Source organism: Serratia sp. BNK-10 (assembly GCF_047456065.1).
Taxonomy (GTDB): domain Bacteria; phylum Pseudomonadota; class Gammaproteobacteria; order Enterobacterales; family Enterobacteriaceae; genus Serratia; species Serratia ureilytica.
On sequence record NZ_CP179894.1, the window covers coordinates 3456656 to 3481031 of the forward strand.

At 60.1% G+C, this 24376-nt stretch carries 26 protein-coding genes; 12 read left to right on the top strand and 14 right to left on the bottom strand.

The genetic code is table 11. The features are described from left to right. Positions 1 to 2 precede the first annotated feature (2 nt). The 3 genes from ACMGG9_RS16690 to ACMGG9_RS16700 are packed head-to-tail and all read right to left on the bottom strand — an operon-like array spanning position 3 to position 1569. Complete coding sequence (locus ACMGG9_RS16690; RefSeq protein WP_042785132.1) at positions 3 to 305, bottom strand: hypothetical protein; 303 nt, start codon at positions 303 to 305, stop codon at positions 3 to 5. Positions 306 to 308: 3 nt separating this feature from the next. Continuing rightward, positions 309 to 1232: a DMT family transporter gene (locus ACMGG9_RS16695; RefSeq protein WP_089192086.1), complete on the bottom strand. Its 924-nt coding sequence runs from the start codon at positions 1230 to 1232 to the stop codon at positions 309 to 311. 46 nt (positions 1233 to 1278) lie between these two features. Then, positions 1279 to 1569, bottom strand: a complete 291-nt coding sequence (locus ACMGG9_RS16700; RefSeq protein WP_033643929.1) for a hypothetical protein — start codon at positions 1567 to 1569, stop codon at positions 1279 to 1281. A 403-nt stretch (positions 1570 to 1972) separates the two neighbouring features. Here ACMGG9_RS16700 and ACMGG9_RS16705 point away from each other — a divergent pair, with 403 nt between their 5' ends. After that, positions 1973 to 3118, top strand: a complete 1146-nt coding sequence (locus tag ACMGG9_RS16705; RefSeq protein ID WP_376697688.1) for a porin — start codon at positions 1973 to 1975, stop codon at positions 3116 to 3118. A gap of 57 nt (positions 3119 to 3175) precedes the next feature. On the opposite strand, the gene mltB is transcribed toward ACMGG9_RS16705, so the two are convergent. Continuing rightward, the gene (gene mltB, locus ACMGG9_RS16710; protein ID WP_033632457.1) at positions 3176 to 4264 is read right to left on the bottom strand and encodes a lytic murein transglycosylase B; all 1089 of its coding nucleotides are present in this window, start codon (positions 4262 to 4264) and stop codon (positions 3176 to 3178) included. Positions 4265 to 4543: 279 nt separating this feature from the next. Here mltB and ACMGG9_RS16715 point away from each other — a divergent pair, with 279 nt between their 5' ends. The 3 genes from ACMGG9_RS16715 (at position 4544) to ypdK (ending at position 6150) form a co-directional block, all read left to right on the top strand. Next, positions 4544 to 4996, top strand: a complete 453-nt coding sequence (locus ACMGG9_RS16715) for a DUF805 domain-containing protein (protein WP_033643931.1) — start codon at positions 4544 to 4546, stop codon at positions 4994 to 4996. Positions 4997 to 5079: 83 nt separating this feature from the next. Then, a complete protein-coding gene (locus ACMGG9_RS16720; RefSeq protein ID WP_033651988.1) occupies positions 5080 to 5517 on the top strand; it encodes an antitoxin HicB in 438 nt (145 codons plus the stop codon). A gap of 558 nt (positions 5518 to 6075) precedes the next feature. After that, positions 6076 to 6150: a membrane protein YpdK gene (gene ypdK / locus ACMGG9_RS16725; RefSeq protein ID WP_099782600.1), complete on the top strand. Its 75-nt coding sequence runs from the start codon at positions 6076 to 6078 to the stop codon at positions 6148 to 6150. 58 nt (positions 6151 to 6208) lie between these two features. Here the strand turns inward: ypdK and ACMGG9_RS16730 are convergent, their stop codons facing one another. From ACMGG9_RS16730 to ACMGG9_RS16740, 3 genes are all read right to left on the bottom strand, one after another. Then, positions 6209 to 6733: a cytochrome b gene (locus ACMGG9_RS16730; protein ID WP_033643933.1), complete on the bottom strand. Its 525-nt coding sequence runs from the start codon at positions 6731 to 6733 to the stop codon at positions 6209 to 6211. Between the two features lie 111 nt (positions 6734 to 6844). After that, positions 6845 to 8074: an alanine transaminase gene (gene alaC, locus ACMGG9_RS16735; protein ID WP_033643934.1), complete on the bottom strand. Its 1230-nt coding sequence runs from the start codon at positions 8072 to 8074 to the stop codon at positions 6845 to 6847. A 119-nt stretch (positions 8075 to 8193) separates the two neighbouring features. Then, entirely contained in the window at positions 8194 to 8733 is a 540-nt protein-coding gene (locus tag ACMGG9_RS16740; RefSeq protein WP_033643935.1) for a GNAT family N-acetyltransferase, read from the bottom strand. 168 nt (positions 8734 to 8901) lie between these two features. Here ACMGG9_RS16740 and ACMGG9_RS16745 point away from each other — a divergent pair, with 168 nt between their 5' ends. The 3 genes from ACMGG9_RS16745 to ACMGG9_RS16755 all read left to right on the top strand — a co-directional run bounded on the left by ACMGG9_RS16745 (position 8902) and on the right by ACMGG9_RS16755 (position 12661). Beyond that, entirely contained in the window at positions 8902 to 10146 is a 1245-nt protein-coding gene (locus ACMGG9_RS16745) for a DUF1479 domain-containing protein (RefSeq protein WP_414161577.1), read from the top strand. A gap of 92 nt (positions 10147 to 10238) precedes the next feature. Beyond that, entirely contained in the window at positions 10239 to 11930 is a 1692-nt protein-coding gene (locus ACMGG9_RS16750) for a sensor histidine kinase (protein WP_342185067.1), read from the top strand. Continuing rightward, a complete protein-coding gene (locus ACMGG9_RS16755; RefSeq protein WP_025303751.1) occupies positions 11927 to 12661 on the top strand; it encodes a LytR/AlgR family response regulator transcription factor in 735 nt (244 codons plus the stop codon). The genes ACMGG9_RS16750 and ACMGG9_RS16755 overlap by 4 nt, the downstream gene beginning before the upstream one ends. A gap of 4 nt (positions 12662 to 12665) precedes the next feature. On the opposite strand, the gene ACMGG9_RS16760 is transcribed toward ACMGG9_RS16755, so the two are convergent. Next, the gene (locus ACMGG9_RS16760; protein ID WP_033643938.1) at positions 12666 to 12998 is read right to left on the bottom strand and encodes a DUF2502 domain-containing protein; all 333 of its coding nucleotides are present in this window, start codon (positions 12996 to 12998) and stop codon (positions 12666 to 12668) included. 396 nt (positions 12999 to 13394) lie between these two features. Between ACMGG9_RS16760 and ACMGG9_RS16765 the strand changes: the two genes are divergently transcribed. Beyond that, positions 13395 to 14624, top strand: a complete 1230-nt coding sequence (locus ACMGG9_RS16765; RefSeq protein WP_033643939.1) for an OFA family MFS transporter — start codon at positions 13395 to 13397, stop codon at positions 14622 to 14624. Between the two features lie 69 nt (positions 14625 to 14693). Here ACMGG9_RS16765 and glk read toward each other — a convergent pair whose 3' ends face one another. After that, a complete protein-coding gene (glk, locus tag ACMGG9_RS16770) occupies positions 14694 to 15656 on the bottom strand; it encodes a glucokinase (protein WP_025303754.1) in 963 nt (320 codons plus the stop codon). 310 nt (positions 15657 to 15966) lie between these two features. Here glk and ACMGG9_RS16775 point away from each other — a divergent pair, with 310 nt between their 5' ends. Further along, positions 15967 to 17214 carry an ion channel protein gene (locus ACMGG9_RS16775; RefSeq protein ID WP_047025275.1) on the top strand — a complete coding sequence of 416 codons (1248 nt, stop codon included), beginning with the start codon at positions 15967 to 15969 and terminating at the stop codon, positions 17212 to 17214. Here ACMGG9_RS16775 and ACMGG9_RS16780 read toward each other — a convergent pair. Next, on the bottom strand, positions 17211 to 17903 hold the full coding sequence (locus ACMGG9_RS16780) for an aspartate/glutamate racemase family protein (protein ID WP_019453821.1): 693 nt from the start codon (positions 17901 to 17903) through the stop codon (positions 17211 to 17213). The two genes, ACMGG9_RS16775 and ACMGG9_RS16780, sit on opposite strands and share 4 nt — an antisense overlap. 67 nt (positions 17904 to 17970) lie before the next feature. After that, complete coding sequence (locus ACMGG9_RS16785; RefSeq protein ID WP_016926809.1) at positions 17971 to 18423, bottom strand: multidrug/biocide efflux PACE transporter; 453 nt, start codon at positions 18421 to 18423, stop codon at positions 17971 to 17973. Between the two features lie 96 nt (positions 18424 to 18519). Here ACMGG9_RS16785 and ACMGG9_RS16790 point away from each other — a divergent pair, with 96 nt between their 5' ends. Then, positions 18520 to 19410, top strand: a complete 891-nt coding sequence (locus ACMGG9_RS16790; RefSeq protein WP_033651995.1) for a LysR family transcriptional regulator — start codon at positions 18520 to 18522, stop codon at positions 19408 to 19410. On the opposite strand, the gene ACMGG9_RS16795 is transcribed toward ACMGG9_RS16790, so the two are convergent. Continuing rightward, complete coding sequence (locus ACMGG9_RS16795; RefSeq protein WP_414161578.1) at positions 19386 to 21047, bottom strand: alpha-keto acid decarboxylase family protein; 1662 nt, start codon at positions 21045 to 21047, stop codon at positions 19386 to 19388. The genes ACMGG9_RS16790 and ACMGG9_RS16795 overlap by 25 nt on opposite strands. A 191-nt stretch (positions 21048 to 21238) precedes the next feature. Here ACMGG9_RS16795 and mgrA point away from each other — a divergent pair, with 191 nt between their 5' ends. Beyond that, the gene (mgrA, locus tag ACMGG9_RS16800) at positions 21239 to 22228 is read left to right on the top strand and encodes an L-glyceraldehyde 3-phosphate reductase (RefSeq protein ID WP_414161579.1); all 990 of its coding nucleotides are present in this window, start codon (positions 21239 to 21241) and stop codon (positions 22226 to 22228) included. Here mgrA and ACMGG9_RS16805 read toward each other — a convergent pair. After that, on the bottom strand, positions 22220 to 22453 hold the full coding sequence (locus ACMGG9_RS16805) for a hypothetical protein (protein WP_127897177.1): 234 nt from the start codon (positions 22451 to 22453) through the stop codon (positions 22220 to 22222). The genes mgrA and ACMGG9_RS16805 overlap by 9 nt on opposite strands. Here ACMGG9_RS16805 and ACMGG9_RS16810 point away from each other — a divergent pair. Then, positions 22452 to 22862, top strand: coding sequence for a DUF2502 domain-containing protein (locus ACMGG9_RS16810; protein WP_046896266.1), 411 nt, complete (start codon positions 22452 to 22454; stop codon positions 22860 to 22862). The genes ACMGG9_RS16805 and ACMGG9_RS16810 overlap by 2 nt on opposite strands. 41 nt (positions 22863 to 22903) lie before the next feature. Here ACMGG9_RS16810 and ACMGG9_RS16815 read toward each other — a convergent pair whose 3' ends face one another. Further along, positions 22904 to 24139: an Nramp family divalent metal transporter gene (locus tag ACMGG9_RS16815; protein WP_042785141.1), complete on the bottom strand. Its 1236-nt coding sequence runs from the start codon at positions 24137 to 24139 to the stop codon at positions 22904 to 22906. Positions 24140 to 24376 lie beyond the last annotated feature (237 nt).

Below are 24376 nucleotides of genomic sequence, written 5' to 3' on the forward strand. Positions count from 1 at the left end.
GGTTATCGCCATACTTTGGGAGAATAAGAAAAATGCAACGCGCAGGCATAGAGCCGGCCGGCCTTTGAATAAGAGATATATTTGCGATTTTTATCCCAGGTCAGCAGGGAGTTATTGGCAAAGTAATAAACCTCCAGCGGCATTCCGTTAGCCAATTTCGACCAACCTCGGCTTCTTATCACGGTAAAGTCACCGTTATCGCTGAGCGTAATCAACGGCACGCCCCAGGCATAGCGGGATATTTGCATCTGAATAATGAATTGGCTTTCGCAGCTTATTTGGTAATTCTGTACATCAACATCCATAATTTATATTTTTGGTGCCACCCTACGGTCAAAATAAATAAGATATGAACAACTCACCACGATTAACCCCAGCACGATCAGCACAGCACCCAATACAAACTCAATTTGCAGCGGCTCGCCGAGCATGACGACGCCGGCCAGGATGCCGAATACCGGCGTCATAAAGGTGAGAATGCCCAGCGAGGACGCCTGATAACGACGCAACAGTGAAAACCAGATCAGGTAGCTGAAAAACGACACGATCACCGTTTGGAACAGCAGGCTGCTCCAGGCCACCCGGCTCAGAGCGACGTGCAAATTGCCCAACGCTATCGCCAGCAACGACAGCAGCACGCAGGCGCCCGTCAACTGGAACAGCAGCGTCTGTTTAGCCGGGCACTCCGCCAGACGCGAGGTACGGATCACCAGCGTAGAACCGCCCCAGGCGATCCCCGCCAGCAGGCCGTAGAGATCGCCCTTCAACCGAGCTGCGTCGCCGCTGCCCTCAGCCATGCCCGATATGGCCAACACCACGCCGCCAAAGGCGATGAGCATGCCAAGCCACTGCACCGGCGACAGGCGTTCCTGGCGAATCAGAAAATGCAGGCCGAGAGCGGAAAACAGCGGCGCGGTGTACAAAAACACCGCCATATGCGAAGCGCTGGTATAGCGCAGCCCTTCGGAGACAAAAAAGAACTCCAGCGCGAACAATGCCCCTACGCTCAAACCGGCGCTCAGCGTGGCGCGATCCCAGGTGAAGCACTCGCCGCGGCAGCGCGCCAGCAGGTAAACCCCCAGGGCGGCAAGACCGGAGCGAATGGCAATTTGCAGCACCGCCGACACATCCGGTTCAGCGGCCTTGATCGCCACCTGCTGCATCCCCCAAATGGCGCATAGCATCACCATGGCGGCGGCAGCCCTGCCGTCGATACCGATTCTTGCATTCATAATAGGGTTCCCGCCGCCGTTGAAATAATCACAGGCTGCCGCCGCGTTATTCTTTATACACCACGATTTCCTGATAAAGCTTAATAACTTCGCCATCGCTGTCGACGGAGTCGGTATATTCAGTTTGCTGCGCCAGGTGAATCACCTTCCAGCCTTTTCGCGCCAATTCCGGGATCGTCAGGCGCCCCACGCCGCGGCAGAAAAACAGAGTGTCGTCAGACAACCTTAGCTTACTAACCTCTGCATAATCATAAGCTTGAGAATGGCAGACGTGCGACTCCGCCGCCATCGCCGGTAATGAAAACAGCCCCACCAACAACATTAACAGGTTTCTCATGGCGACCTCCCAATCGCTTATTCCTGCCAACCGATTACGCAAAAATGCCTCACGTTAATACGGCGGTGACAGGCTGGAATTAATTATCTCTTGCATGGCTGAAATTACAGGCTGGGGTTGGTGACTGACAAATGAAAAATATAAACCTTGGCGTTAAATGAATTCATCCGAGTGGAGAGAGAGGCAGAGCGGCCACTTTCACCGCACGAAATGGTCAAAAACCGGCCAATAATTAGCAAGAAAAGTAATTATTTATTTCACCGTTTATGCTACAAATGCCGCCCGCCGCTAAAACACCAAAAAAAACCGTCAAAATGCGCAAAAACGCAGCTTTCTGCGCAAAACATCGGCATGGCGGCGCTGATGAGGGCGGTCATACCTAAAACAGGGATAACACATGGCAATGAAATTGCGCGTAATGACTCAAGCGGTGGCGCTGGGTCTGGCGATCGGCAGCGCGTCGTTCGCCGCTCAGGCGGAAATCACCCTGCTGAAGCAAGATCCACAGGCCGGCGATCCGCTCAGCCGCCTGAACTTCACCGTTGGCGGCAGTATTCGTCCGCAGTTCAACAACATGACGGGCGACGGTGACAAGGGCTCGTACAAGCGTAACGGCTTCGACGGCGGCACCCGCTTCCGTTTCGCGGCGGACTACTATCTGTTCGACGATATCAGCTGGATCAGCTACTACGAGCTGGGCGTGAACATTCCGGCGCTGTTTGACTGGGATCATCACTATGCCGACGGCGCGAGAAACACCAGCCGCCGCATGCTGTACACCGGCCTGAAAAGCAACACCTGGGGCCAGATGACCTTCGGTCAGCAGAACAGCGTTTATTATGACGTGGTGGGCGCCAAGACTGATATTTGGGACTACGACATGCTGGCCCAGGCGCCGGGCAACGGCATTAACGGCGACTACGACGGCTCTTACCGTTCACGCAAAATGCTGAAGTACAAGAACCGCTTCGGCGATGCGGACGTTTACGCCTCGTACCTGTTCAGCGACAGCGACTATCTGCCGGGCAACGGCCTGCGCTACAAGCGCAAAGGCGGCGGCTCTCTGGGTGTGGATTACCACATTACGCCGGATCTGACCTGGGGCACCGCCTGGAACTACACCCGCGCCGAAATGCGCAACCCGTCCACCAGCGGCAGCAAAAGCTACGATCAGAACATCGTCGGCACCGCCATCAGCTGGAAACCGGACAACTGGACCCTGACCTTCGGCGGCGGTTACTACAACGACTTCCTGACCACCAAGAAAGCCGACGTCAATAATTACTTCGCCGGCGATGCGTGGGGTATCGAATACCTGGCCGGTTATACCGTGCCGGTAGGTCAGTACGCAGTGAAATCGGTGATGCCGTACTTCATGGGCGACCGCCTGGAATACATCACCGGCCGCAACTACCAGCGCATCGATAACGGCCTCGGGGTGACCGTACAGTTTGACTACGGTTTCCGCGTTGACGTGGAGCACGTGCTGACATCGAGTACCGACAACCTCGGCGATATGACCGTGGTGCGTCTGCGCTACGATTTCTGATTGCTCAGAATGCAAAAAAGGCCGCACAAGCGGCCTTTTTCGTTTATTGACGCAGCGTCAGAAGCCGCCGCGCGCCGAGCGCCCGACCGCTTCGCCCAGTTGCCATACCGCCATGGCGTAATGGGTGCTGTGGTTATAGCGGGTGATGACGTAGAAATTCGGCAGACCGTACCAATACTGGTAGCCGGTGCCGACATCCAGCCGCAGCAGGCTGGCCTCTTGGTTATCACCAAGCGAACCCTGCGGGCTCAGGCCGGCTTCGGCCAGCGCGGCGACCGAGTAGCGCGTCTTGAAGCCGTTTTCCAACCCCGGCGCCTGGCCGTTGGCCTGAATGGCGACCGGCTCGCCTTTGGACCAGCCGTGCGCTTTGAAGTAATTGGCCACGCTGCCGATGGCATCGACCGGATCCCACAGGTTGATATGCCCATCGCCGTTGAAATCGACCGCATAGCTTTTGAAGGAAGAAGGCATGAACTGCCCGTAGCCCATCGCACCGGCGAAGGAGCCGCGCAACTCGAGCGGATCGTCGCCTTCGGTGCGCGACATCAGCAAGAAGGTTTCCAGCTCACCGGCGAAGTAATCGGCGCGGCGCGGGTAGTCGAAGGCCAGCGTCGCCAGCGCATCGATAATGCGGGTTTTACCCATTACGCGGCCCCAACGGGTTTCCACGCCGATAATCCCCACGATAATCTCCGGCGGCACGCCGTACACCTGCCAGGCGCGCTGCAGCGCATCCTGATATTGATTCCAGAACACTACGCCGTTTTGCACGTTATCCGGGGTGATGAACTTGTTGCGGTAGCGCAGCCAGGAGCCATTCGGCCCGGTTGGCCCCTGGGTAGACGGCGTCGGCGCCTGCCTGTCCATCAGCCGCAGCACCGAATCCAATCGCCGAGCCTGCGCCAGCACGTCGTGCAGCTGCTGCCGGTCAAAACCGTGTTCCTGCACCATCTTCTCGATAAAGCGCGCGGTATTCGGGTTATTGGCGAAATCCCCACCCAGCGGCGCGCCGCTGTGCGCCGGGCTCAGCAAAAAGCCGCCCTTTACCGGGGCGCTCTGCGGCGTAGCGGTGGTACTGGGTTTCGGCGTGCTGCTACAGGCAGCAAGCAAGGTAATCAGCGGTAAAAGCGCAACCAGGTGACGCATCGGATATCCATATAGCCATGCAAGAGATAAGTGGGAGTTATGTTAATGCATTGTTCAACGCGAACAAACAGGATTATGCCGCCAATGACCGCGTCAGGTAGCCAAACGTGCCAAATTGTGACGTTTTGCACGGGCAAAGAACGCCCGGTGCGGCCGCGCTGAATCTCAACCGCAACTAAATGAGAAAAGTTATCACCTTGACGCCCACGTTTGCCCCGATAAAATGCCCGACTGCTTGCCACCCGGCTATCGCCGCAATGATCACGACAATGGACTGTGATGGAATCTCTCGGACAACTCGCCAAAGACCTGTACCGTGGGCGCATCTCGCGCAAACCGTTTATTTTCTCGCTGGCGATCTTCGCCATCGGTATCGTGCTGCTGTCGTTTCTGTCGACCTATCTGGATAAAAACCATTTTCGCGCCCACGCGCACGGCGACGGCGCCGAATTCGTCTCGGTGCTGCTGTATCTGCTGTGCATTATGGTGTGGGCGTTGTTCTGTTTCGGCCTGGTCACGTGGTTCATGGCCAAAACCGCATTCCGACTCAACGATATCGGCCTGCCCGGTTGGGCGTTGGCCGTAGCGTGCTATGTTTGCTCGGTGCTCAACAACTACTCCCCCGGCCCGGTAGCGCGCTGGCTGCCGCTGTTCAGTCTGGCAGTCATGGTCTGCGCCCTGCTGTTGCCGCCCGACGGGCTGCGACGCAAGCCGCGTGAACAGACCGATTGAGCGCCATTCCGCTCAAGGCTATGGCTATCCGCCGGCCGTGCCGTCACAATAGCGCCTCATTCAGGTTTTAATCAGGGATCGCCATGTTCAGCCATTACTTCGCCCATTACGCCTTCGATCGCGACAGCGACGCCTGGCAGATCGGTTTTCGCGACTTCCCCGAGTGGCAAACCGCCTGCTATAAACGCGAAGACATCGAACTGGAGGCGCAGGAAAGCCTGTTGGCCGCCATCGCCGCCACGATGGATGAAGGTTTGCCCCTGCCCGCCCCTTCTCCTCTGCAAGCCGATGAGTTGAGGGTACACCTGCCGGCGCTGGTGGCGCTGAAAATCGAACTGCACAACGCCATGCTGCGCAAAAACACCGGTAAAGCGGCGCTGGCGCGCAAGCTGGGTTTCAACGGCGGGCAAATGGAGCGGTTGCTGGATATCGGTTACGCCTCGAAGGTGGAAGCGTTGGAGCAGGCGCTGTATCTGTTGGGCTACGACGTGCGCGTGACAATAAGTGAAGTTTGCCAATAAGTTAGCAACAGGTAAGCAAAATATTATCCGCAGGGGCTAAATTTTCCTCCATTCGCGCCGATGTGATCGTTACCTAATCCTCTGTCGCAACAACGAAGGCTAAAAATGGAGTGGAGTCGCCGTCATATTTGGGCCGTTATTCTGCTGTCTTGTCTCGTTTTTTGGGTCATTCTGGCGACCGGCATCAACGCCGTCGCCTGAGCGCCTGCCGCTGCATTGTTTCATCCCTTATTTTACAGCCCGCCACGGCGGGCTAGTTCCTGTCGCCCGCCGATAAAAAGCGTTATAAAACAGCGTGCACTGTTCAAAAAACAGCCGAAAATTGTGATCAAAAACACAGTATTGAAATCAGACCAGTATTGAGAGTACATTAGCGCCGATCCTGTCGCGGTTCGGATTTTACCTCACGGAGCATGAGGCGCGACAACCGGACAACCCGCGCGCGAGGACGTTGTTCTTTCGTTTGGAAGAACCCGCCCGACAAACAGGTTGCCCATAAAACACTCAGCACAACAATCGGGATCATTGCTGGCGAGGACTCCAGACAGGAGTTGTTCAGTGAAATATTTTTTGATGGGCGTGTCATTCATGCTGGTTGCCTGGGTTGGCACCTTCATGTTGATGGTTGCCTGACCGGGAACACAGCCAAAGGGACGCGCGAGCGTCCCTTTGTCGTTTCCGTCGTTCGCCGTTATTTGCCCGGCATCATGCGGCGCAGGGTGTCGTCCTTGCGCAGGTAGTGGTGATACAGCGCCGCCAGCGCATGCGCGCCAATGATAAAGTAGCCGATATTCGCCAGCGTCTCATGAACCGTTTTAACCAGCTTGCGCATCACCGGATCCGGCGTCACCCATTGCGGTACCGGCCACCCCAGTAAAGTCCACGATTTCCCGCCGTAGGCCAGGGTTAACACGCCCAGCAGCGGCAACATCAGGAATACCACGTACAGCAGCCAATGGAAGATCTTGGCGCCCACTTCCTGCCATTCCTCCAGCGGCGGCGTGGTCGGCGGCGTCGCGTGGAGGGTGCGCACCGCCAGCCGAATCAGCATCAGGGCAAAAACCGAAGCCCCAAAATTAAAGTGCAGATTTTTGACCAGCGGCGCCCACGCCTCCGGCACCGAATCCTTCAGCAACATCGCCGCGTAGGTGAGGATCACCATCAGCAGCGTCAACCAATGTAAAACGATTTGCGATCGCGCGTAGCGGTTGCTCATACACTCTATCCAAAAAATAAAATTCAGCGTAGTCGAGCATAATGGGGAAATAATGAAGAAAACCTTGGGACGGGAAAAAATAAGGCCGGACAAACGTCCGGCCTGACAGGATTATTTGGCGCCGCCGCCTTTGCCCGGCATCAGCAACCCGTCCGCGCGGAACATGGCCTTGATGCCGCGCACCGCCTGGCGAATACGGTCCTGATTTTCGATCAGCGCGAAGCGCACATGGGTATCGCCATAGTCGCCGAAGCCGATGCCCGGCGAAACGCAAACCTTGGCTTCCGCCAGCAGGCGTTTGGCGAACTCCAGCGAACCGAGATGGGCATAAGGTTCGGGAATTTTCGCCCAGACGTACATCGACGCCTTCGGGTTTTCCACCATCCAGCCGGCCTCATGCAGCCCTTTCACCAACACATTGCGGCGCTGCCGATACTGCTCGGCGATATCGCGCACGCACTGCTGATCGCCTTCCAGCGCGGCGATGGCCGCCACCTGCAGCGGCGTAAAGGTCCCGTAGTCGTGATAGCTCTTGATGCGCGCCAACGCGCTGACCAGTTCGGGATTGCCGACCATGAAACCGATGCGCCAGCCGGCCATGTTGTAGCTTTTCGACAGGGTGAAGAACTCCACCGCAATGTCTTTCGCCCCCGGCACCTGCATGATCGACGGCGCTTTCCAGCCGTCATAGACGATATCGGCATAGGCCAGATCGTGGATCACCAGCACGTTGTACTGCTTGGCCAGCGCCACCACCCGCTCGAAGAAATCCAGCTCCACGCACTGGGCTGTCGGGTTGGACGGGAAGCCGAGGATCATCATTTTCGGGCGCGGAATGGTTTCCCGAATGGCGCGCTCCAGCTCGCCGAAGAAATCCACGCCGTCCACCAGCGGCACCGAGCGCACCTGAGCGCCGGCGATCACCGCGCCGTAAATGTGGATCGGGTAACTGGGGTTCGGCACCAGCACGGTATCGCCGTGATCGAGGGTCGCCAGCATCAGGTGCGCCAGCCCCTCTTTCGAACCGATAGTGACGATGGCTTCGCTTTCCGGATCGATATCCACCTGATAACGATCGGCATACCAGCGCGAAATGGCGCGGCGCAGGCGCGGAATGCCGCGCGAGGTGGAATAACCGTGGGTGTCGTCGCGCTGGGCGACGGCGCACAGTTTTTCCACGATGTGCGGCGGCGTCGGGCCGTCGGGGTTACCCATGCTGAAGTCGATAATATCCTCGCCGCGACGGCGTGCGGCCATCTTCAGTTCGGCGGTGATGTTGAATACGTAAGGGGGAAGGCGTTCAATGCGCGTGAAACGGCGCTGTGGACTGTTATCAGCCATAGGGGATTCCTCGATAGACGTTAGCGCCCGGACCGTCCGAGCGACGCTGGCCAGCGAACTGACCGAATATCGAACATAGCGCAGCGCCGACGAGCTTGTCGATACCCTGCGCGATATTTTTATTTAGCGCTCTGAAACTCCGCCGCCAGCAGCCCGAACAGCCAGTCGTCGCACCACTGATCCGCCAGACGGTAGTTGTCGCGCAGCGTGCCCTCCAGCTGGAAACCGCACGACTCCAGCAGGCCGCGCGAGGCGACGTTACCGGCGGTCACGGTGGCGGTCAGCTTGTGAAAACCGCAGGCGTTCACCGCAAAATCCAGCACCGCCCGCAGCGACTCCTTGCCATAGCCCTTGCCCTGCCCGGAAGGCAAACTCCCATATCCCACTTCCGCCTGCCGATACGGCGCCCAGTGCGGGCGAAAGCCGGTAATGCCCACCGCCTCTCCGCTGTGCTTCTCACGCATCACCAGGCACAGCCACTGGTCGCCGTGTTTGTCCCAGACCGGCAGGCGCTCCTCGAACCGTGCGCGGATCTCCGCTTCGCTGCGCGGATCGGAGATGTAACGGATCACCTCGGGATCTTGGTACAGGCGCAGAAACAGCGGCCAATCCTCGGCGGTTATCGACTGTAACTGCAGACGTTCAGTGACCAGCTTCATAAAATCTCCGAAAAACGAAAAATAGGAACTTACGAATGAAAGATATCTCTTTATTTTCCCCGATTGGTTGCCGATAATCATTTACGTTAAAACCACAAAACCATAACGTCTTGCCCGATTCCCTACAACTGCCCGCCGCCGTTACCCACGCGGCATCAGGAGAACACCATGGCCTCTTTAGTCATCGACGATATTCCGCAGGCGATCGTTAACGTCAAGCGTCAGCTGCGCCAGGCATTGCCCAACTATCGCGACGTATTCCAGGCGCTGGAAGAGAACATCCGCGGCCAGGTCGAACAGATTCGCCGCGAACTGGCCGCCGGCCACAACCCGGTACCGCAGATTGACGCGGAAGATATCCTGCAGCAGCGCGTCACTGAACAACAAAAAGCGCTGATCAAACAACGCGGCGCCTGCGCTATTCGCGGGGTGTTTCCGCGCGCCAAAGCCGAGGGCTGGAACCGCGAAATCGGCGATTACCTCGATAGCAACAACTTCGTCGAGCGATTGAAGAACGCCGCCGAAGACAACTATTTCGGCAAGCTGGCCGCCAGCAAGCCACAGATCTACGGCATCTATTGGTCAAAACCGCAGGTTGAAGCGCGGCAGGACGCGCGCATGCATGCGGTGCAGGTGTCCCTCAACAGCCTGTGGGCCACCGAAAGCAACGGCAAACAGCATTTCGATCCGACTCGCGTCGCCACCTACGCCGATCGCACCCGCCGCCGCCCGCCGAACTCCTCGTCGCTGGGCCTGTCGCCGCACGTCGACAGCGGCACCATCGAGCGCTGGCTGGACGAGAACTTCCGCTATGTGTATCGCCACGTCTTCTCCGGCGACTGGCAGCAGTACGATCCCTTCGCCGCCGATGGCCGCACCGAAGTGCGCGAGATAGCCTCTCCGGCGGTCTGCTCGATGTTCCGCACCTTCCAGGGCTGGACGGCGCTGACGCCGCAGCGCACCAACGCCGGCACGCTGAACCTGGTGCCGATCGCCAACGCCATGGCCTATGTGCTGCTGCGCGCGCTGCAGGACGACGTCGCCGATGACGATCTGTGCGATGCGGCGCCGGGTCGCGCGCTGTCGATCTCGGAAAAATGGCATCCCCTTTTATTAAGCGGGATTTCCCCTATTCCCGATCTGGAGCCGGGCGACACGGTCTTTTGGCACTGCGATGTGATCCACGCGGTAGAGAACGAACATAACGGCGAGTTCGACAGCAACGTGATGTACATCGCCGCCGCGCCGGGCTGCGAGAAAAACGACGCCTATCTGCAGCGCCAGCTGCCGAGCTTTATCGACGGCAGAACGCCGCCGGACTTCGCCCCCGACGACTTCGAGGTCGATTTCGAGGGCCGCGCCACCGTCGAGCTGCTGACGCCGCTGGGCAAAGCGCAGCTCGGCATGCGCTGACCGCCGCCCCCAGCCACGGGCCTCTCTCGCTGTGGTATACTGCCGTCATCCGTAGGCCGCAGCGAGAACCCGTCGTGCACCCTTTTTTTGAAATGCTGTTGGCGGTGTTTGATCGCGCCGCGCTGATGTTGATCTGTCTGTTTTTCCTGACCCGCACCCGGCTGTTCCGCCAACTGCTGCAAAAAGAAGACCATACGCCGCTTGAGCTCGGCATCGTCACGGCAATCTTCTCGCTGTTCGCGCTGTTCAGCACCTACTCCGGCATCAACGTTGAGGGTTCGCTGGTCAACGTGCGCGTCATCGCCATCATGGCCGGCGGCATCCTGTTCGGCCCCTGGGTGGGGATCGTCACCGGCATCATCGCCGGGGTGCACCGTTATCTGATCGACATCGGCGGCATCACCTCGGTGCCCTGCCTTATCACCAGCATCATCGCCGGCATCAGCGCCGGTTACATCAACCTCAAGGTCAAAAAAGAGCAGCGCTGGCGCGCCGGCATCGTCGGCGGCATGCTGTGCGAATCCCTCACCATGCTGCTGATCGTGCTGTGGGCCAAGCCGACCGAGCTCGGGTTGGACATCGTGTCGCAGATCGCCCTGCCGATGATCCTCGGCACGGTGTGCATCGGCCTGATCGTGCTGCTGGTGCAGAGCGTCGAGGATGAGAAAGAAGTGATCGCCGCGCGCCAGGCCAAGCTGGCGCTGGATATCGCCCACAAGACGCTGCCCTATTTCCGCAACATCAACAGCGAATCGCTGGCCACCATCTGCGATATCATCCGCCAGGATATCCGCGCCGACGCGGTGGCGATCACCGATACCCATCAGGTGCTGGCTTACGTCGGCGTAGGGCGCGAAGCCTACCCGATCGGCCGCGAAGGGCTGAGCCGCGTCACTCGCGAAAGCATTCGCCACGGCAAAATCATCATCAAAAACAACCTGGAAAACCCGGCCGCGCCGCAGATCCATTCGCAGCTGGTGGTGCCGCTGTGGGAAAAAGGCGAAGTGACCGGCGCACTGAAAATTTACTACTGCCACGCTCACCAGATCACCAACACGCTGAAGGTGATGGCGGTCGGGCTGTCGCAGATCATCTCCACCCAGATGGAGGTTTCGCGCATCGAGCACCTGCGTCAGATGGCGGATAAAGCCGAAATGCGCGCGCTGCAGAGCAAGATTAACCCGCACTTCCTGTTCAACGCGCTGAACGCCATCTCTTCCTCCATCCGCCTGAATCCGGACACCGCGCGCCAGCTGATCATCAACCTGTCGCGCTACCTGCGCTACAACCTGGAGCTGAACGACGAACTGATCGATATCCGCAAGGAACTGCATCAGATCCAGGATTACATCGCCATCGAACAGGCGCGTTTCGGCGCCAAGCTGACGGTGATTTACGACATCGACGACGACGTCTCGGTGCGCATTCCGAGCCTGCTGATCCAGCCGCTGGTGGAGAACGCCATCGTGCACGGCATCCAGCCCTGCAAGGGCAAAGGGGTAGTGGTGATCGCAGTGAAAGATCAGGGCGACCGGGTGAAAATATCGGTGAAGGATACCGGCCACGGCATCAATCAGGAAACCATCGATCGGGTGGCGCGCAACGAGATGCCGGGCCACAATATCGGCCTGCTCAACGTACACCACCGCGTGTCGCTGCTGTACGGTGAAGGGCTGCATATCCGCCGCCTGGAGCCGGGCACCGAAATCGCGTTCTACATCAGCAAAAACGGCGGCAAGCTGCATCAGGAGCCGAGCGCGCCGCCGGTCGGGGAGGTCTCATGAAAGCCATTATCGTGGAAGACGAATTCCTCGCGCAGGAAGAACTCAGCTACCTGATCAAGAAACACAGCAATATCGATATCGTCGCCACCTTCGAGGATGGCCTCGACGTCCTCAAATACCTGCAGACCCACCAGGTCGACGCCATTTTCCTCGACATCAACATCCCGTCGCTGGACGGCGTGTTGCTGGCGCAAAACATCAGCAAATTCGCGCATCGCCCGTCTATCGTGTTCATCACCGCCTATAAAGAGCATGCGGTGGAAGCGTTCGAGATCGAAGCGTTCGACTATATCCTCAAGCCCTATCACGAGGCGCGCATCGTCACCATGCTGCAAAAGCTGGAGGCGCTGCATCATCGCCCCGCCGGCGCGACGGAGCCAGCCAGCGCGCCGAGCCGTGGCAGCCACAGCATCAACCTGATCAAAGATGAGCGGATCATCGTTACCGACATCAACGACATCTATTACGCCGCCGCCGATGAAAAGGTGACGCGGGTCTATACCCGCCGGGAAGAGTTCGTGATGCCGATGAACATCACCGAGTTTTACGGCCGGCTGCCGGAAGAGCATTTCTTCCGCTGCCACCGCTCTTACTGCGTTAACCTGGCGAAGATCCGCGAGATCGTGCCCTGGTTCAACAATACCTACATTCTGCGGCTGAGCGATCTCGAGTTTGAAGTGCCGGTCAGCCGCAGCAAGGTGAAAGAGTTCCGCAAGCTGATGCGCCTGTAAGCGCTTACCAGCGCGGGCCCGGACGGTAGTAATACCCCGGCGGCGGCGGTGGCGGCATGCGGTAATGCGGCCGGTCGCGCCAGTCGCGCCGCGGCGGCCCGTAGTAAATCACCCGGGGCGGCGGGCCGTAATAGTACCCGCGCGGGCGTTCATACCGGCGGTGATCGGCCCACCAGCGCGGATCGCGCCAGCGATAGCCGTCCCAGTAATGGCCGCGATTGTCGCGATCGCCGATATGCAACGACAGGCCAGGCACGTTCACGCCGATGGAGACGTCGGCCTGGCTCGCCAGCGGCAGCGCCAGCAGCGCAGCCAGTAACAACAGCGTTTTTTTCATTTCATGGCTCCTGCAGAGCGGACCTTGTCCGATCGCAGATAACATAGCCCCGCGCTCACCGCCGCTCTATAGGCGCAATGCCGATTTACGCCTTTCAGACGCATCCTTCACAATTCCACCACAATCGTTCACCGGCGATTAACAATAAATCGTTGATATCTTTGATGTAGATCACGTGTCACCCCCGGCATTTCACGGGCTTTCAGGCGCAAAAACGGCAACTCACGCCGCATAAAATGCATTTCATTCCTTCCGTCGTGCAACTCATTCCCGATCCGCCGCCCGCCGCAGGGGCCGGCCATATAATAAGCCCATACCGCGGGATCGCTGATTCACCCCGCAAATTTCAGCCAACGGCTCACGCCCGGCAACGCACACACAGGAAGGAGACCGGCCATGAACACCAAACCGGCAAATCGCAGCTTAATCGTTCTCGGCACCATCATCTGTCAGATGGGTCTGGGCACCATCTACACCTGGAGCCTGTTCAACCAGCCGCTGGTCGACAAGTTCCACTGGGGGCTGGCGGACGTCGCCACCACCTTCTCCATCACCAGCTTCTTCCTGGCCTTCGCCACGCTGTTCGCCGGTAAGCTGCAAGAACGCTTCGGCATCCGCAACCTGACGCTGTGCTCCGGCATCCTGGTCGGCCTGGGCCTTATCGCCAGCGCCCACGTCAGCTCTCTCGACATGATCTACCTGCTGGCCGGCGTGGTGGTGGGCTTTGCGGTCGGTATCGCCTACATCTCCACCCTGTCCAACCTGATCAAATGGTTCCCGGCCAACAAAGGCCTGATTTCCGGCATCTCCGTCGGCGCCTTCGGCAGCGGCAGCCTGCTGTTCAAATACGTCAATGCCGCCCTGATCGCCGACGTCGGCGTTTCCGGCGCCTTCTTCTACTGGGGTGCCATCGTGATGGGCCTGATCGTCGTCGGCTCCCTGCTGCTGAAAGAGCCGGTGCTGGCGACCAACGCCGCACAGCCAGGCGCCAACGGTCTGGGCAACGACTTCAGCGTGCGCCAGATGCTGGCCACCAAAGAAGCCTACCTGCTGTTCACCATCTTCTTTGCCGCCTGCATGAGCGGTCTGTATCTGATTGGCATCGTGAAAGACATGGGCGTTCAACTGGCCGGGATGGACTTGGCCACCGCCGCCAACACCGTGTCCGCCGTCGCCATCTTCAACACCGCCGGCCGCATCATCCTGGGGACGCTGTCCGATAAAGTGGGCCGTATGCGCGTCATCAGCTTCACCATGCTGGTTACCGTGCTGGCGATTGTCGCCCTGAGCTTCATGACCCTGAACCACACGCTGTTCTTCATCTGCGTCGGTGCGGTGGCCTTCTGCTTCGGCGGCAACATCACCGTGTTCCCGGCGATTGTCGGCGACTTCTTCGGTCTGAAAAACCACAGCAAGAACTACGGCATCATCTACCAGGGCTTCGGCCTGGGCGCGCTGGCCGGTTCGTTCGTCGCCAAATACTTCGGCGGCTTCCACGCCACCTTCATGGTGATTGGCGTCCTGTCCGCCGCCTCCTTGCTGATTACGCTGTTCATCAAAGCGCCGAAAGCCGTGGAAGTGGAAAGCGAAGAAACGGCACAGGCGGCAGAGCTGGCCAAAGCCTGATACCCCGCGAAAACGACAAGGGGCGCAACCTGCGGGTTGCGCCCCTTTTTTATCGTGCCGCCGCGTTGCTTACAGCTGCATGCCCAGCGTCTGGCGCAGATGCGCGCCGGCTCCCAGCAGGCCCGGTTGGCCATGGGTTATCATGAACACCGGAATGTCTCGCACATAGTCACGGAAACGCCCTTTGTCTTCGAAAGCGGCGCGGAAGCCCGAGGCCTTGAAGAATTCCATAAAGCGCGGCACGATGCCGCCGGCGATGTACACGCCGCCAAAGGTGCCCAGATTCAGCGCCAGGTTGCCGCCGAAGCGCCCCATGATCACGCAAAACAGCGACAGCGCACGGCGGCAGTCGATGCAGCTGTCGGCCAGCGCCCGCTCGGTAATGTCCTTCGGCTCCAGTTTCTCCGGCAGGCGGTTGTCCGCCTTGACGATGGCGCGATACAGGTTGACCAGGCCCGGCCCGGACAGCACGCGCTCGGCGGAAACGTGCCCCACTTCACCGCGCAGCACCTCCAGAATAATGTCTTCTTCTTCGCTGTTCGGTGCGAAATCGACATGGCCGCCCTCGCCCGGCAGGCTGACCCAGCGGCGATCGACCTGCACCAGGTGGGCAACACCCAGCCCGGTGCCGGCGCCGTACACCGCGATCGGTTTGCCCGGCTGCGCATCGCCGCCGCCAAACTGCAGCACGTCGTCCGGCGAGAGCATCGGGATCGCCATCGAGACGGCGGTGAAATCGTTGATCACTTCCAGATGACTCAACCCCAGGTTGGCCTTCATTTCTTTGATAGAGAACGCCCAGCTGTGGTTGGTCATCGCAACCCAGTCTTCCGTCACCGGGCAGGCGATCGCGATACAGGCGTCCTGCACCTCGATATCGCACGCTTTCAGATAGTGGCGGATCACCGCCTCCAGGCTGTCGAACTCCAGGCCGGAATAGGTTTTCGCCTGGGTAATCTCACCCGTCGCAACAGTGCACAACGCCAGGCGGGCATTGGTGCCGCCAACATCACCTACGAGGGCATAGGTCATTGATTTCGTCTCCGCAAAATGAAAAATAAAAAGCTGCCCACACTGTAAAATCCTGCTGCGAAAACAACAATCACCCGCCTCGGATCTGCGCCCCAATAGCGATCCGGATCACAAAAAACGTTTCAGCTGGCCCGCCAAGCCGCGATTTGAAACAAATTGCGGCAAAAAACGCGCCGCCGCGACTGTTAACCGTCATCGACGCCGGGCAATATCAATGCGTGCCTGCTCGCCGATAGTCTGGCAAGCTGTGGTCACTGTCCAACCACCCGCTCTCCCTGCCCTGCATGGAGGCATCGACAAGGGATTATCCATGCTGCATCCGCGCGCCAATGCCATGTTGGCCTTTGCTTTGCCTGCGCTGATTATCGGTTCCGCCTCCAGTCTGGTGCTGCTGTTGATGATGAAAGTCGCCGCTACGCTGCAGCAATGGCTGTGGGTGACGCTGCCCGACGCGCTGAGCCTGGACGCCCAGGCACCCTGGTGGCCGCTCGGCATGCTGACGCTGACCGGCGTGGCGGTCGGCCTGATCGTGCGCTATATGCCGGGCCATGCCGGGCCGGATCCGGCGACGGAATCGCTGATCGGCATGCCGCTGCCGCTCTCCGCCCTGCCGGGGCTGGGATTGGCGCTGATCGTCGGCCTGGCCGGCGGCGTCAGCCTGGGGCCGGAGAACCCGATCACCGCCATCAATATCGCGCTGGCGGCGGCGGCGGGGGCGCGCCTGCTGCCTAAGGTGCCGCGCATGGACTGGATCATCCTGGCGGCCGCGGGCACCATCGGCGCGATGTTCGGCACGCCGGTCGCCGCCGCGCTGATTTTCTCGCAAACCCTGGCGGGCAATAACGAAACGCCGCTGTGGGATCGGCTGTTCGCCCCGCTGGTGGCCGCCGCCGCCGGCGCGGTCACCACCCAGCTGTTCTTCGTGCCCAATTTCGCCCTGCAACTCGACGCCTATGACGTAACCCGGCTGCCGGACATCTTCAGCGGCGCCATCGTGGCGCTGATCGCTATCGCGCTCGGCATGGTGGCGCTGTGGTGCTTCCCGCACGTTCACCGCCTGTTCCATTCGATGAAGAATCCGGTGTTGATGCTAGGACTGGGGGGCTTTGTGCTGGGCCTGCTGGCGCTGGTGGGCGGTGAGATTACCCTGTTCAAAGGGCTGGATGAAATGAAGCGCCTCGCGGCAGACGGCAACTATTCGGTGCCGGCGCTGTTGGCCGTTACCCTGACCAAGCTGGCGGCGCTGGTGATCGCCGCCGCCTGCGGCTTTCGCGGCGGGCGCATCTTCCCGGCGGTGTTCGTCGGCGTGGCGCTGGGGCTGATGCTGCATCAGCACGTTCCGGCGGTGCCGGCGGCGATCACGGTCTCCTGCGCCATCATGGGGCTGGTGCTGGTGGTCACGCGCGACGGCTGGCTCAGTCTGTTTATGGCGGTGGCGGTGGTGCCGGATCTGCACCTGCTGCCGATCTTGTGCATCGTGATGCTGCCCGCCTGGCTGGCGCTGGCGGGCAAACCCTTGATGCTGGTGAACCGCCGGCAACCGCCGCACGACGATTAGGCCAGCGCGAACGCCGCGGCGGCGCGAGCGTGGATCGCGGTAGTGTCGAACACCGGCACCGACGCATCCCGCTCGCTCACCAACAACCCTATCTCGGTGCAGCCGAAAATAATCCCCTGCGCGCCCTGTTGTTCCAGATCGCTGATGATCCGGCGATATTCGTCGCGCGAGGCGTCGCGAATTTTACCGAGGCACAGTTCGTCATAGATGATGCGGTGTACGATGTCGCGATCGGCGCTGACCGGCGTCACCACGTCGATGCCGTGCAATTCCTGCAGGCGGCCGCGGTAGAAGGTCTGTTCCATGGTAAAGCGCGTGCCCAACAGCCCGACGCGGCGAATGTTTTTTTCCCGCACCTGCAGCGCCGTGGCATCGGCGATGTGAATCAGCGGCAGGCCGCTGGCCTGCTCGACCGCCTCCGCCACCTTGTGCATGGTGTTGGTGCAGATCACGATAGCTTCGGCGCCGGCGGCGCGCAAAGCCACGGCGGCGGCGGCCAGCAGCCGGCCGGCGCCATCCCAATCACCCTGGTGCTGCAAGCGTTCAACCTCCTGAAAATCGACGCTGTAGAGCACGATTTTGGCCGAATGCAGCCCGCCGAGGCGCGCCTTTACCTGCTCGTTGATGGTGCGGTAATACGGAATGGTGGATTCCCAACTCATGCCGCCCAGCAGACCCAACACTTTCATCCTTCATTCCTCAGCATTTTCCGACGATCCTCTGACCTTACCTGAGAATCGCCGGGCTGACGACGCCTTATTTGGCGCCGGAATTGATCGGCTGGCGCGCTTCGAACCAGCGCTGGCGCAGCGTGTCGTACAGCCAGTTGTAGGCCATGGTGTACGGCAGGAAGAACAGGAAGAAACCGATTTCCAGCATAAACGCCTGCGCCCAGGAAATGCTCAGCATCCAGGCGGCGATCGGCACGCCGATCAGAATAAAACCGGCTTCAAAGCCAACGGCGTGCAGCGCACGCACCTTCAGGTTACGCACCACCCGGCTGACCGGCCACAGGCGGTCGAACACCGTGTTGTAAACCATGTTCCACAGCATAGCGACGGTGGACAGCATCACCGCCAACGCACCGACCTGCACCATTGAGCGGTTCAGCAGCCACGCGCCCAGCGGGGCGCAAACCATCACGGCGATGGCCTCGAAACCGACGGCGTGGACGATACGTTCAATGAGAGACTTGTTTTGCAGTTGCATACATCACCTTTTTTTCAACAGTTGTTGCGAAAGCCAGGTGATTATCATCGCTTTTTTGGGTAGATTAAAAATAGGTTCCATCGATAAAGTAGATATATGCACTATTCACCGGAAGCGTTACAGGCGTTCGTTGAAGCCGCCGCCCTCGGCTCATTTTCCGCCGCCGCGCGCAAGCTGCGCAAAAGCCAATCCACCGTCAGCACCGCCATCGCCAATCTGGAAGCCGACCTGGCATTGACGCTGTTCGATCGCAGCGCGCGCCAACCGGTGCTCACCGCCGCCGGCCGCAAGGTGCTGGGGCACGTGCAGGAGATCCTCGCCGCCAGCGAGCGACTCGACGCGCTGAGCATTCAGCTGGCGGGCAATGTCGAACCGCGCCTGAGCATGGTATTTTCCGATACCTATCAACCGAAGCATCACGACAGCCTGATGCAGCGGTTTGAACAACGTTACCCGGAGATTGAGCTGGAATGGATGATCGCCGAGGAAGGCGACGTTATCGATCTGCTGCAAAGCGGCCGCGCGCATTTGGGCATGGTGGAAGTGCAAAAACGTTATCCGCCGGATATCGCCTTCTCCCGCCTGCCTGAGCAGACCGAAATGGGGTTGTTCGTCGCGCATGGGCATCCGCTGGCGCAGGTCGCCGCGCCGACCCCGGAGCAATTATCCAGCACCCGTCAGCTGATCCTGAACACTTACACCGGCGCCGAAGCGGCCAGACAAGGCGGGCTGGTCTGGTCGGCGCCCAGCTATCTGCTGTTGCTGGAGATGGCGGAACAGGGATTCGGTTGGGCGGTGCTGCCGCACTGGCTGGTGCAACAATACGGCCACGGCAGGCTCACCCAGCTGCGCCCGCGCGGCTGGCCCAAACTGATTTCGGTGGATGCGGTATGGTCCAAACTGACCCCGCCGGGCCCGGCGGGGTACTGGATGCTGGAGCGATTGCTGGAAGACGACGCGGCTCAGGCGGCGGCGTTGCGCGACTGAATGACGCGCGAGATCGTATCGAGCAGTTCGGGAATATCCATCTTCGGCAGCATCACTTCGATGAAAGCCAGCCGGTCGCCCTGCGCCGCCTCACTCAGCGCCTGGCGCAGCGCCTCCGGCTGACTGACCCGCAACGCCGTCACCGGCCGCCCACCGGCCAATGCCGTTGGCAGCTGCGTCCAGTTCCACCGGGCGATGTCGTTGTAACTCTGCTCCGGCCCGTGGATAGCGCGTTCAATCGTGTAGCCCTGATTATTCAGCACGAAGATCACCGGTTTAAGCCCGTCGCGCAGCATCGATCCCAGCTCCTGCACGGTCAATTGCGCGGCGCCGTCGCCGATCAACAGCACCACCCGGCGCTGTGGTTCGGCGGTTTGCACCCCGAAGGTCGCCGGTAAGGTATAGCCGATCGAGCCCCAGAGCGACTGCACGATCATCCGGCTGCCGCGAGGCAGCGTCAAGGTCGCGGCGCCGAAACAGGCCGTGCCCTGCTCGGCCAGCACGATATCCCCCGGCCGCAGGAAATCCTGTATCTGCCGCCAGAAGGCGTGCTGATCCAACCCTTCCCCATCGCCTTCCGGCAGCTCCGGACGGCCGATCGTCGGCAACGGCCAGCGCGACGCCAGCGACAGAGTCAGGCGGTGCAGCGCCTGCACGGCGGCGCACATCGGGATGCGGCGGAACCGTTGACGACCGACCCAGGCTTCGAACGGTTGGATATCGATGCATTTTTCCGCCGGCAGATGATGTGTGAATCCTCCGGTAATGGTGTCGGTGAGACGCACGCCAACGGTGATCACGACATCGGCATTTTCAATCAGCGCTTTGGTCGCCGCAGCGCTGGCGCCGCCGCTGTAGGTGCCGACAAAACCGTCGCGGTTCTCATCCAGCACGCCCTTGCCGAGCAGCAGCGTGGCGTGCGGGATAGCCACCTCCTGCATCCAGTTATCCAGCGCCGTTTCAACGCCAAAGCGGTCCGCCAGAAAGTCCGCCAGCAATGACACTTGCCGTGCCGATTGCAGCTTTTCACGCGCTGCGGCGATAAACGCCTGCAATGCGCTCCGCGACAGCCTGGCCTGGCGCAGCATCAGCGGCGCCGGTTTGCCCGGCAGCGGCGCTTCCGCTACGTCGCTGGGCAGCATCAGATAAACCGGACGATGCTCCAGCAAGGCGGCGTCGATCAGGCGGTCAATCTCCCTGGCGGCGTTGTCGGCGGTCAGGTTGGCCTGTGCGACGCTGACTTCTTTGGCTATCCGCGCAAAGTGAGTGAAGTCGCCATCGCCCAGCGAATGGTGCAGCAAATCGCCGGCGCGCTGGGCACGCTGCGCCGGTGTGCCCACCACGTGGATCACCGGCAGGTATTCGGCATAACTGCCGGCCACGCCGTTCAGCGCGCTCAACTCCCCGACGCCGAAGGTGGTGAGCAGCGCCGCGGCCGGTTTGCAACGCGCATAGCCGTCGGCGGCGTAGGCGGCGTTCAGTTCGTTGGCGCAGCCTACCCAGGTGATTTGCGGATGAGCGATGACGTGATCGAGGAATTGCAGGTTGTAATCCCCCGGCACGCCGAAGACGTGGCGGATGCCAATCTGGGCCAGACGGTCGAGCAGATAATCGGCCACCGTGTAGATCTGAGTCATGATCATCACCTGTCTGCAGCTGAAGCGATTATCTTTAAGTATCGAAGATGCCGGTTAATTTTCGAACAGCGCTTTCCGTGTCGAACGGCAACCTGGCGTTACATGCCGGCCTTGTGATCGCCCCCTCGGCGGCACGCTGTGAAAACGCATACACTCAAAGCACGCCACTTCTTCGCCGACAAAGGATCACGATGTCCTACCCAGCCTCCCCCTCGCGTTATCAAGATATGGAATACCGGCGCTGCGGCCGCAGCGGATTGAAGCTGCCCGCCGTCTCGCTCGGGCTATGGCACAACTTTGGCGACGCCACGCTGTACGACAACGCCCGCGCCCTGATCCGCTGCGCCTTCGATCGCGGCATAACCCACTTCGATCTGGCCAACAACTACGGCCCGCCGCCCGGCGCCGCCGAGGAAAACTTTGGCCGCATTCTCAACGCCGATCTGCGGGCCTGGCGCGACGAACTGATCGTCTCATCCAAAGCCGGTTACACCATGTGGCCCGGCCCCTACGGCGATTGGGGCTCGAAAAAGTACCTGGTCGCCAGCCTCGATCAGAGCCTCAGGCGCATGGGGTTGGAGTATGTGGATATCTTTTATCACCACCGGCCGGACCCGGATACGCCGCTGGAAGAAACCATGGCGGCGCTGGATCTGTTGGTGCGCCAGGGCAAAGCGCTGTATGTCGGTTTGTCCAACTACCCGGCCGAGCGCGCGCGCCAGGCGTTCGACATCCTGCAGCGGCTCGGCACGCCGTGCGTGATCCACCAGCCCAAGTATTCGATGTTTGAACGCGGGCCGGAGACGGAATTGCTGGATACGCTGGCGGATCATGGCGTCGGCGCGATCGCCTTCTCCCCGCTGGCGGGCGGCCTGCTGACCGATCGTTATCTGCACGGCATCCCGCAAGATTCCCGCGCCGCCAGCGGCAGCCGTTTCCTGCAGCCGGAACAGCTGACCGCCGACCGACTGGACAAGGTGCACCGCCTCGATGCGCTGGCGCGGCAACGCGGGCAGAAGCTGTCGCAGATGGCGCTGGCCTGGGTGCTGCGCGGCGATCGCGTTACCTCGGTGCTGATCGGCGCCAGCAAGACTGCGCAGATAGAAGACGCGGTGGGCATGCTGGCCAATCGTCACTTCACTGAAGAAGAGCTTGCGCAGGTCGAGAACATTTTATTGTAATCGCTTACAAATTCCGCCGCTCAATTGAGCGGCGATTCCCCAGAAAAATCTCAAATCTCGGCCTCCGGCGCCCTTTTCAGAGTGGCTCTCAGATTCAACCCCATGCGCTGGCGCTATGATGCCGATATTGCAGTAAAAATAACGATAAGGCCGTTTTTTAAACTGATGAACGCGCTTCATAAAGTGATCAACGGCCAGGCCGCGCAAGCGGAAAGGAGAAGTCATGTTTAAACCTCTGCTCTTGGCCGCCATCTTGGCGGCGACGGTACTGCCCGCCGCACAGCAGGCGCACGCCGAAGGGATCAGCATCGATCTGATGCCGGGCGTTTCATTGCGCATCGGCGATCAGGACAATCGCGGCCGTTACTGGGACGGTTACGACTGGCGCGATCGCGACTGGTGGCAAGGCCATCAGGGACGCTATCTCGGCGATCGCAGCCCGCGCGGCTATTACTGGGATGGCTATCGCTGGCGCGACCGCGACTACTGGCGCAAATATTACTACTCGCGCGACGGGCGCTATTACAAATGCGACCATCATTGCGACAAGCATTACTGGAAGAAAGAGAAAAAACACCACCACGATCATGACCGCGATCGCTGGCGCCGCCACGGCGATGACGACCGCGATTAACGACAACGGGCCGGCGCAACGCCGGCCCGCACTGTTTTCGCCTACAGCACACTGCCGATCAGCAGGTAGCCATTCAACCCCACCACCACCAACACGATCAGCTTGCCCAGGTTTTGCACCACGGGGCCGTTAACCATCTCCCCCATCAGCGCCCGATTGCCGGTGAAAGCCAGCAGCGGCACCAGCGCCAGCGCAATGCCGAAGCTGAGCAGCACCTGGCTCAGCACCAGAATGCGCGTGGCGTCCACTCCCAGCATGATGACGATAAACGACGGCAGCATGGTCACCGCTCGGCGCAGCCACAGCGGGATATGGAAATGCACAAACCCTTGCATCACCACCTGCCCCGCCAGCGTGCCCACCACGGTGGAAGAAAGACCGGCGGCCACCAGGCTCAGGCCAAACACGGTGGCGGCGGCTTGCCCGAGCAGCGGTTGCAGCGTCAGATAGGCCACGTCAAGATCGGCGATGCCGCTGTGGCCGCTGAAATGAAACGCGGCGGCGGCAGTGGCCATCATCGCCAGGTTAACGAAACCGGCGATGGTCATGGCGACGGCGACGTCGACTTTGGTGGCGGCATAGCGCTCCGCCTTATCGTGCTCACCGCCAACTTGGGTGAGCGACGAATGCAGATAGATCACGTGCGGCATGATGGTGGCACCCAATACCCCGGCGGCCAGGAATACCGCGTCGCCGTTGGGCAAATCGGGCAACGCCATGCCTTTCAGCAGCGGCGCAAGCTGCGGCTGGGAAAACGCCAGCTCGACGATGTAAGCGGCGGCGACGAACAGCAGCAGGCCGCCGATCACCCACTCCAGCGGCTTTTGTCCGCGCTTTTGCAGCATCAGAATTAAAAAGGTGGCGATGCCGGTCAGCACCGCGCCCTGCAACAAGGAGACGCCGAGCAGCAGCTTGAAGCCGATCGCCGCGCCGATGAATTCGGCCAGATCGGTCGCCATGGCGATAATCTCCGCCTGCACCCAATAGGCCCACACCGCCGGCCGCGGAAAGCGATCGCGAATATGCTCAGCCAGGTTTTTTCCGGTGGCGATCCCCAGCTTGGCGGACAACAGCTGGATCAGCATCGCCATCACGTTGGCCCAGACCACGACCCACAACAGGCTATAGCCGAACGAGGCGCCGGCCTGGATATTGGTGGCGAAGTTGCCGGGATCGATGTAGCCGATAGCGGCGATGAAGGCGGGCCCCATCAGCGAGAGTTTGATTTTTCTGGCGGAGCGACCGGAGGTGGTTTCAACCACGCGACTGTTCAGCATATGTTGAACCCTTACTGGAATTACGTTTATCTCCACTCTATATAAATGATAATAATTATCAAGCGCATTTAGAGTGGTAAAACTTATCTCTGCAATAGCCAACATTAACGGTTTTATCGAAGGGTTCGACACCGTACTTGCCGATTTCCGTGCTTTTGGGTTGGGATTTTGGCTGCAATACCCCTGAAAGACAGGTTAGCACAAGAATACGAATTTCCTATGTCTGAGTTAACATCT

Bases quoted from the DNA above. Each gene is read 5' to 3' on its own strand.
- ACMGG9_RS16780 (WP_019453821.1), bottom strand. From the start codon at position 17,903: ATGAAAGTGTTGGGTCTGCTGGGCGGCATGAGTTGGGAATCCACCATT.
- ACMGG9_RS16730 (WP_033643933.1), bottom strand. From the start codon at position 6,733: ATGAGCAACCGCTACGCGCGATCGCAAATCGTTTTACATTGGTTGACG.
- ACMGG9_RS16690 (WP_042785132.1), bottom strand. From the start codon at position 305: ATGGATGTTGATGTACAGAATTACCAAATAAGCTGCGAAAGCCAATTC.
- ACMGG9_RS16775 (WP_047025275.1), top strand. From the start codon at position 15,967: ATGCTGCATCCGCGCGCCAATGCCATGTTGGCCTTTGCTTTGCCTGCG.
- ACMGG9_RS16700 (WP_033643929.1), bottom strand. From the start codon at position 1,569: ATGAGAAACCTGTTAATGTTGTTGGTGGGGCTGTTTTCATTACCGGCG.
- alaC (WP_033643934.1), bottom strand. From the start codon at position 8,074: ATGGCTGATAACAGTCCACAGCGCCGTTTCACGCGCATTGAACGCCTT.
- ACMGG9_RS16705 (WP_376697688.1), top strand. From the start codon at position 1,973: ATGAAATTGCGCGTAATGACTCAAGCGGTGGCGCTGGGTCTGGCGATC.
- ACMGG9_RS16810 (WP_046896266.1), top strand. From the start codon at position 22,452: ATGTTTAAACCTCTGCTCTTGGCCGCCATCTTGGCGGCGACGGTACTG.
- ACMGG9_RS16745 (WP_414161577.1), top strand. From the start codon at position 8,902: ATGGCCTCTTTAGTCATCGACGATATTCCGCAGGCGATCGTTAACGTC.
- ACMGG9_RS16790 (WP_033651995.1), top strand. From the start codon at position 18,520: ATGCACTATTCACCGGAAGCGTTACAGGCGTTCGTTGAAGCCGCCGCC.
- ACMGG9_RS16715 (WP_033643931.1), top strand. From the start codon at position 4,544: ATGGAATCTCTCGGACAACTCGCCAAAGACCTGTACCGTGGGCGCATC.
- ACMGG9_RS16695 (WP_089192086.1), bottom strand. From the start codon at position 1,232: ATGAATGCAAGAATCGGTATCGACGGCAGGGCTGCCGCCGCCATGGTG.
- ACMGG9_RS16785 (WP_016926809.1), bottom strand. From the start codon at position 18,423: ATGCAACTGCAAAACAAGTCTCTCATTGAACGTATCGTCCACGCCGTC.
- ACMGG9_RS16755 (WP_025303751.1), top strand. From the start codon at position 11,927: ATGAAAGCCATTATCGTGGAAGACGAATTCCTCGCGCAGGAAGAACTC.
- ACMGG9_RS16740 (WP_033643935.1), bottom strand. From the start codon at position 8,733: ATGAAGCTGGTCACTGAACGTCTGCAGTTACAGTCGATAACCGCCGAG.
- ACMGG9_RS16720 (WP_033651988.1), top strand. From the start codon at position 5,080: ATGTTCAGCCATTACTTCGCCCATTACGCCTTCGATCGCGACAGCGAC.
- ACMGG9_RS16815 (WP_042785141.1), bottom strand. From the start codon at position 24,139: ATGCTGAACAGTCGCGTGGTTGAAACCACCTCCGGTCGCTCCGCCAGA.
- mgrA (WP_414161579.1), top strand. From the start codon at position 21,239: ATGTCCTACCCAGCCTCCCCCTCGCGTTATCAAGATATGGAATACCGG.
- mltB (WP_033632457.1), bottom strand. From the start codon at position 4,264: ATGCGTCACCTGGTTGCGCTTTTACCGCTGATTACCTTGCTTGCTGCC.
- ACMGG9_RS16760 (WP_033643938.1), bottom strand. From the start codon at position 12,998: ATGAAAAAAACGCTGTTGTTACTGGCTGCGCTGCTGGCGCTGCCGCTG.
- ACMGG9_RS16805 (WP_127897177.1), bottom strand. From the start codon at position 22,453: ATGACTTCTCCTTTCCGCTTGCGCGGCCTGGCCGTTGATCACTTTATG.
- ACMGG9_RS16750 (WP_342185067.1), top strand. From the start codon at position 10,239: ATGCTGTTGGCGGTGTTTGATCGCGCCGCGCTGATGTTGATCTGTCTG.
- ACMGG9_RS16795 (WP_414161578.1), bottom strand. From the start codon at position 21,047: ATGACTCAGATCTACACGGTGGCCGATTATCTGCTCGACCGTCTGGCC.
- glk (WP_025303754.1), bottom strand. From the start codon at position 15,656: ATGACCTATGCCCTCGTAGGTGATGTTGGCGGCACCAATGCCCGCCTG.
- ACMGG9_RS16765 (WP_033643939.1), top strand. From the start codon at position 13,395: ATGAACACCAAACCGGCAAATCGCAGCTTAATCGTTCTCGGCACCATC.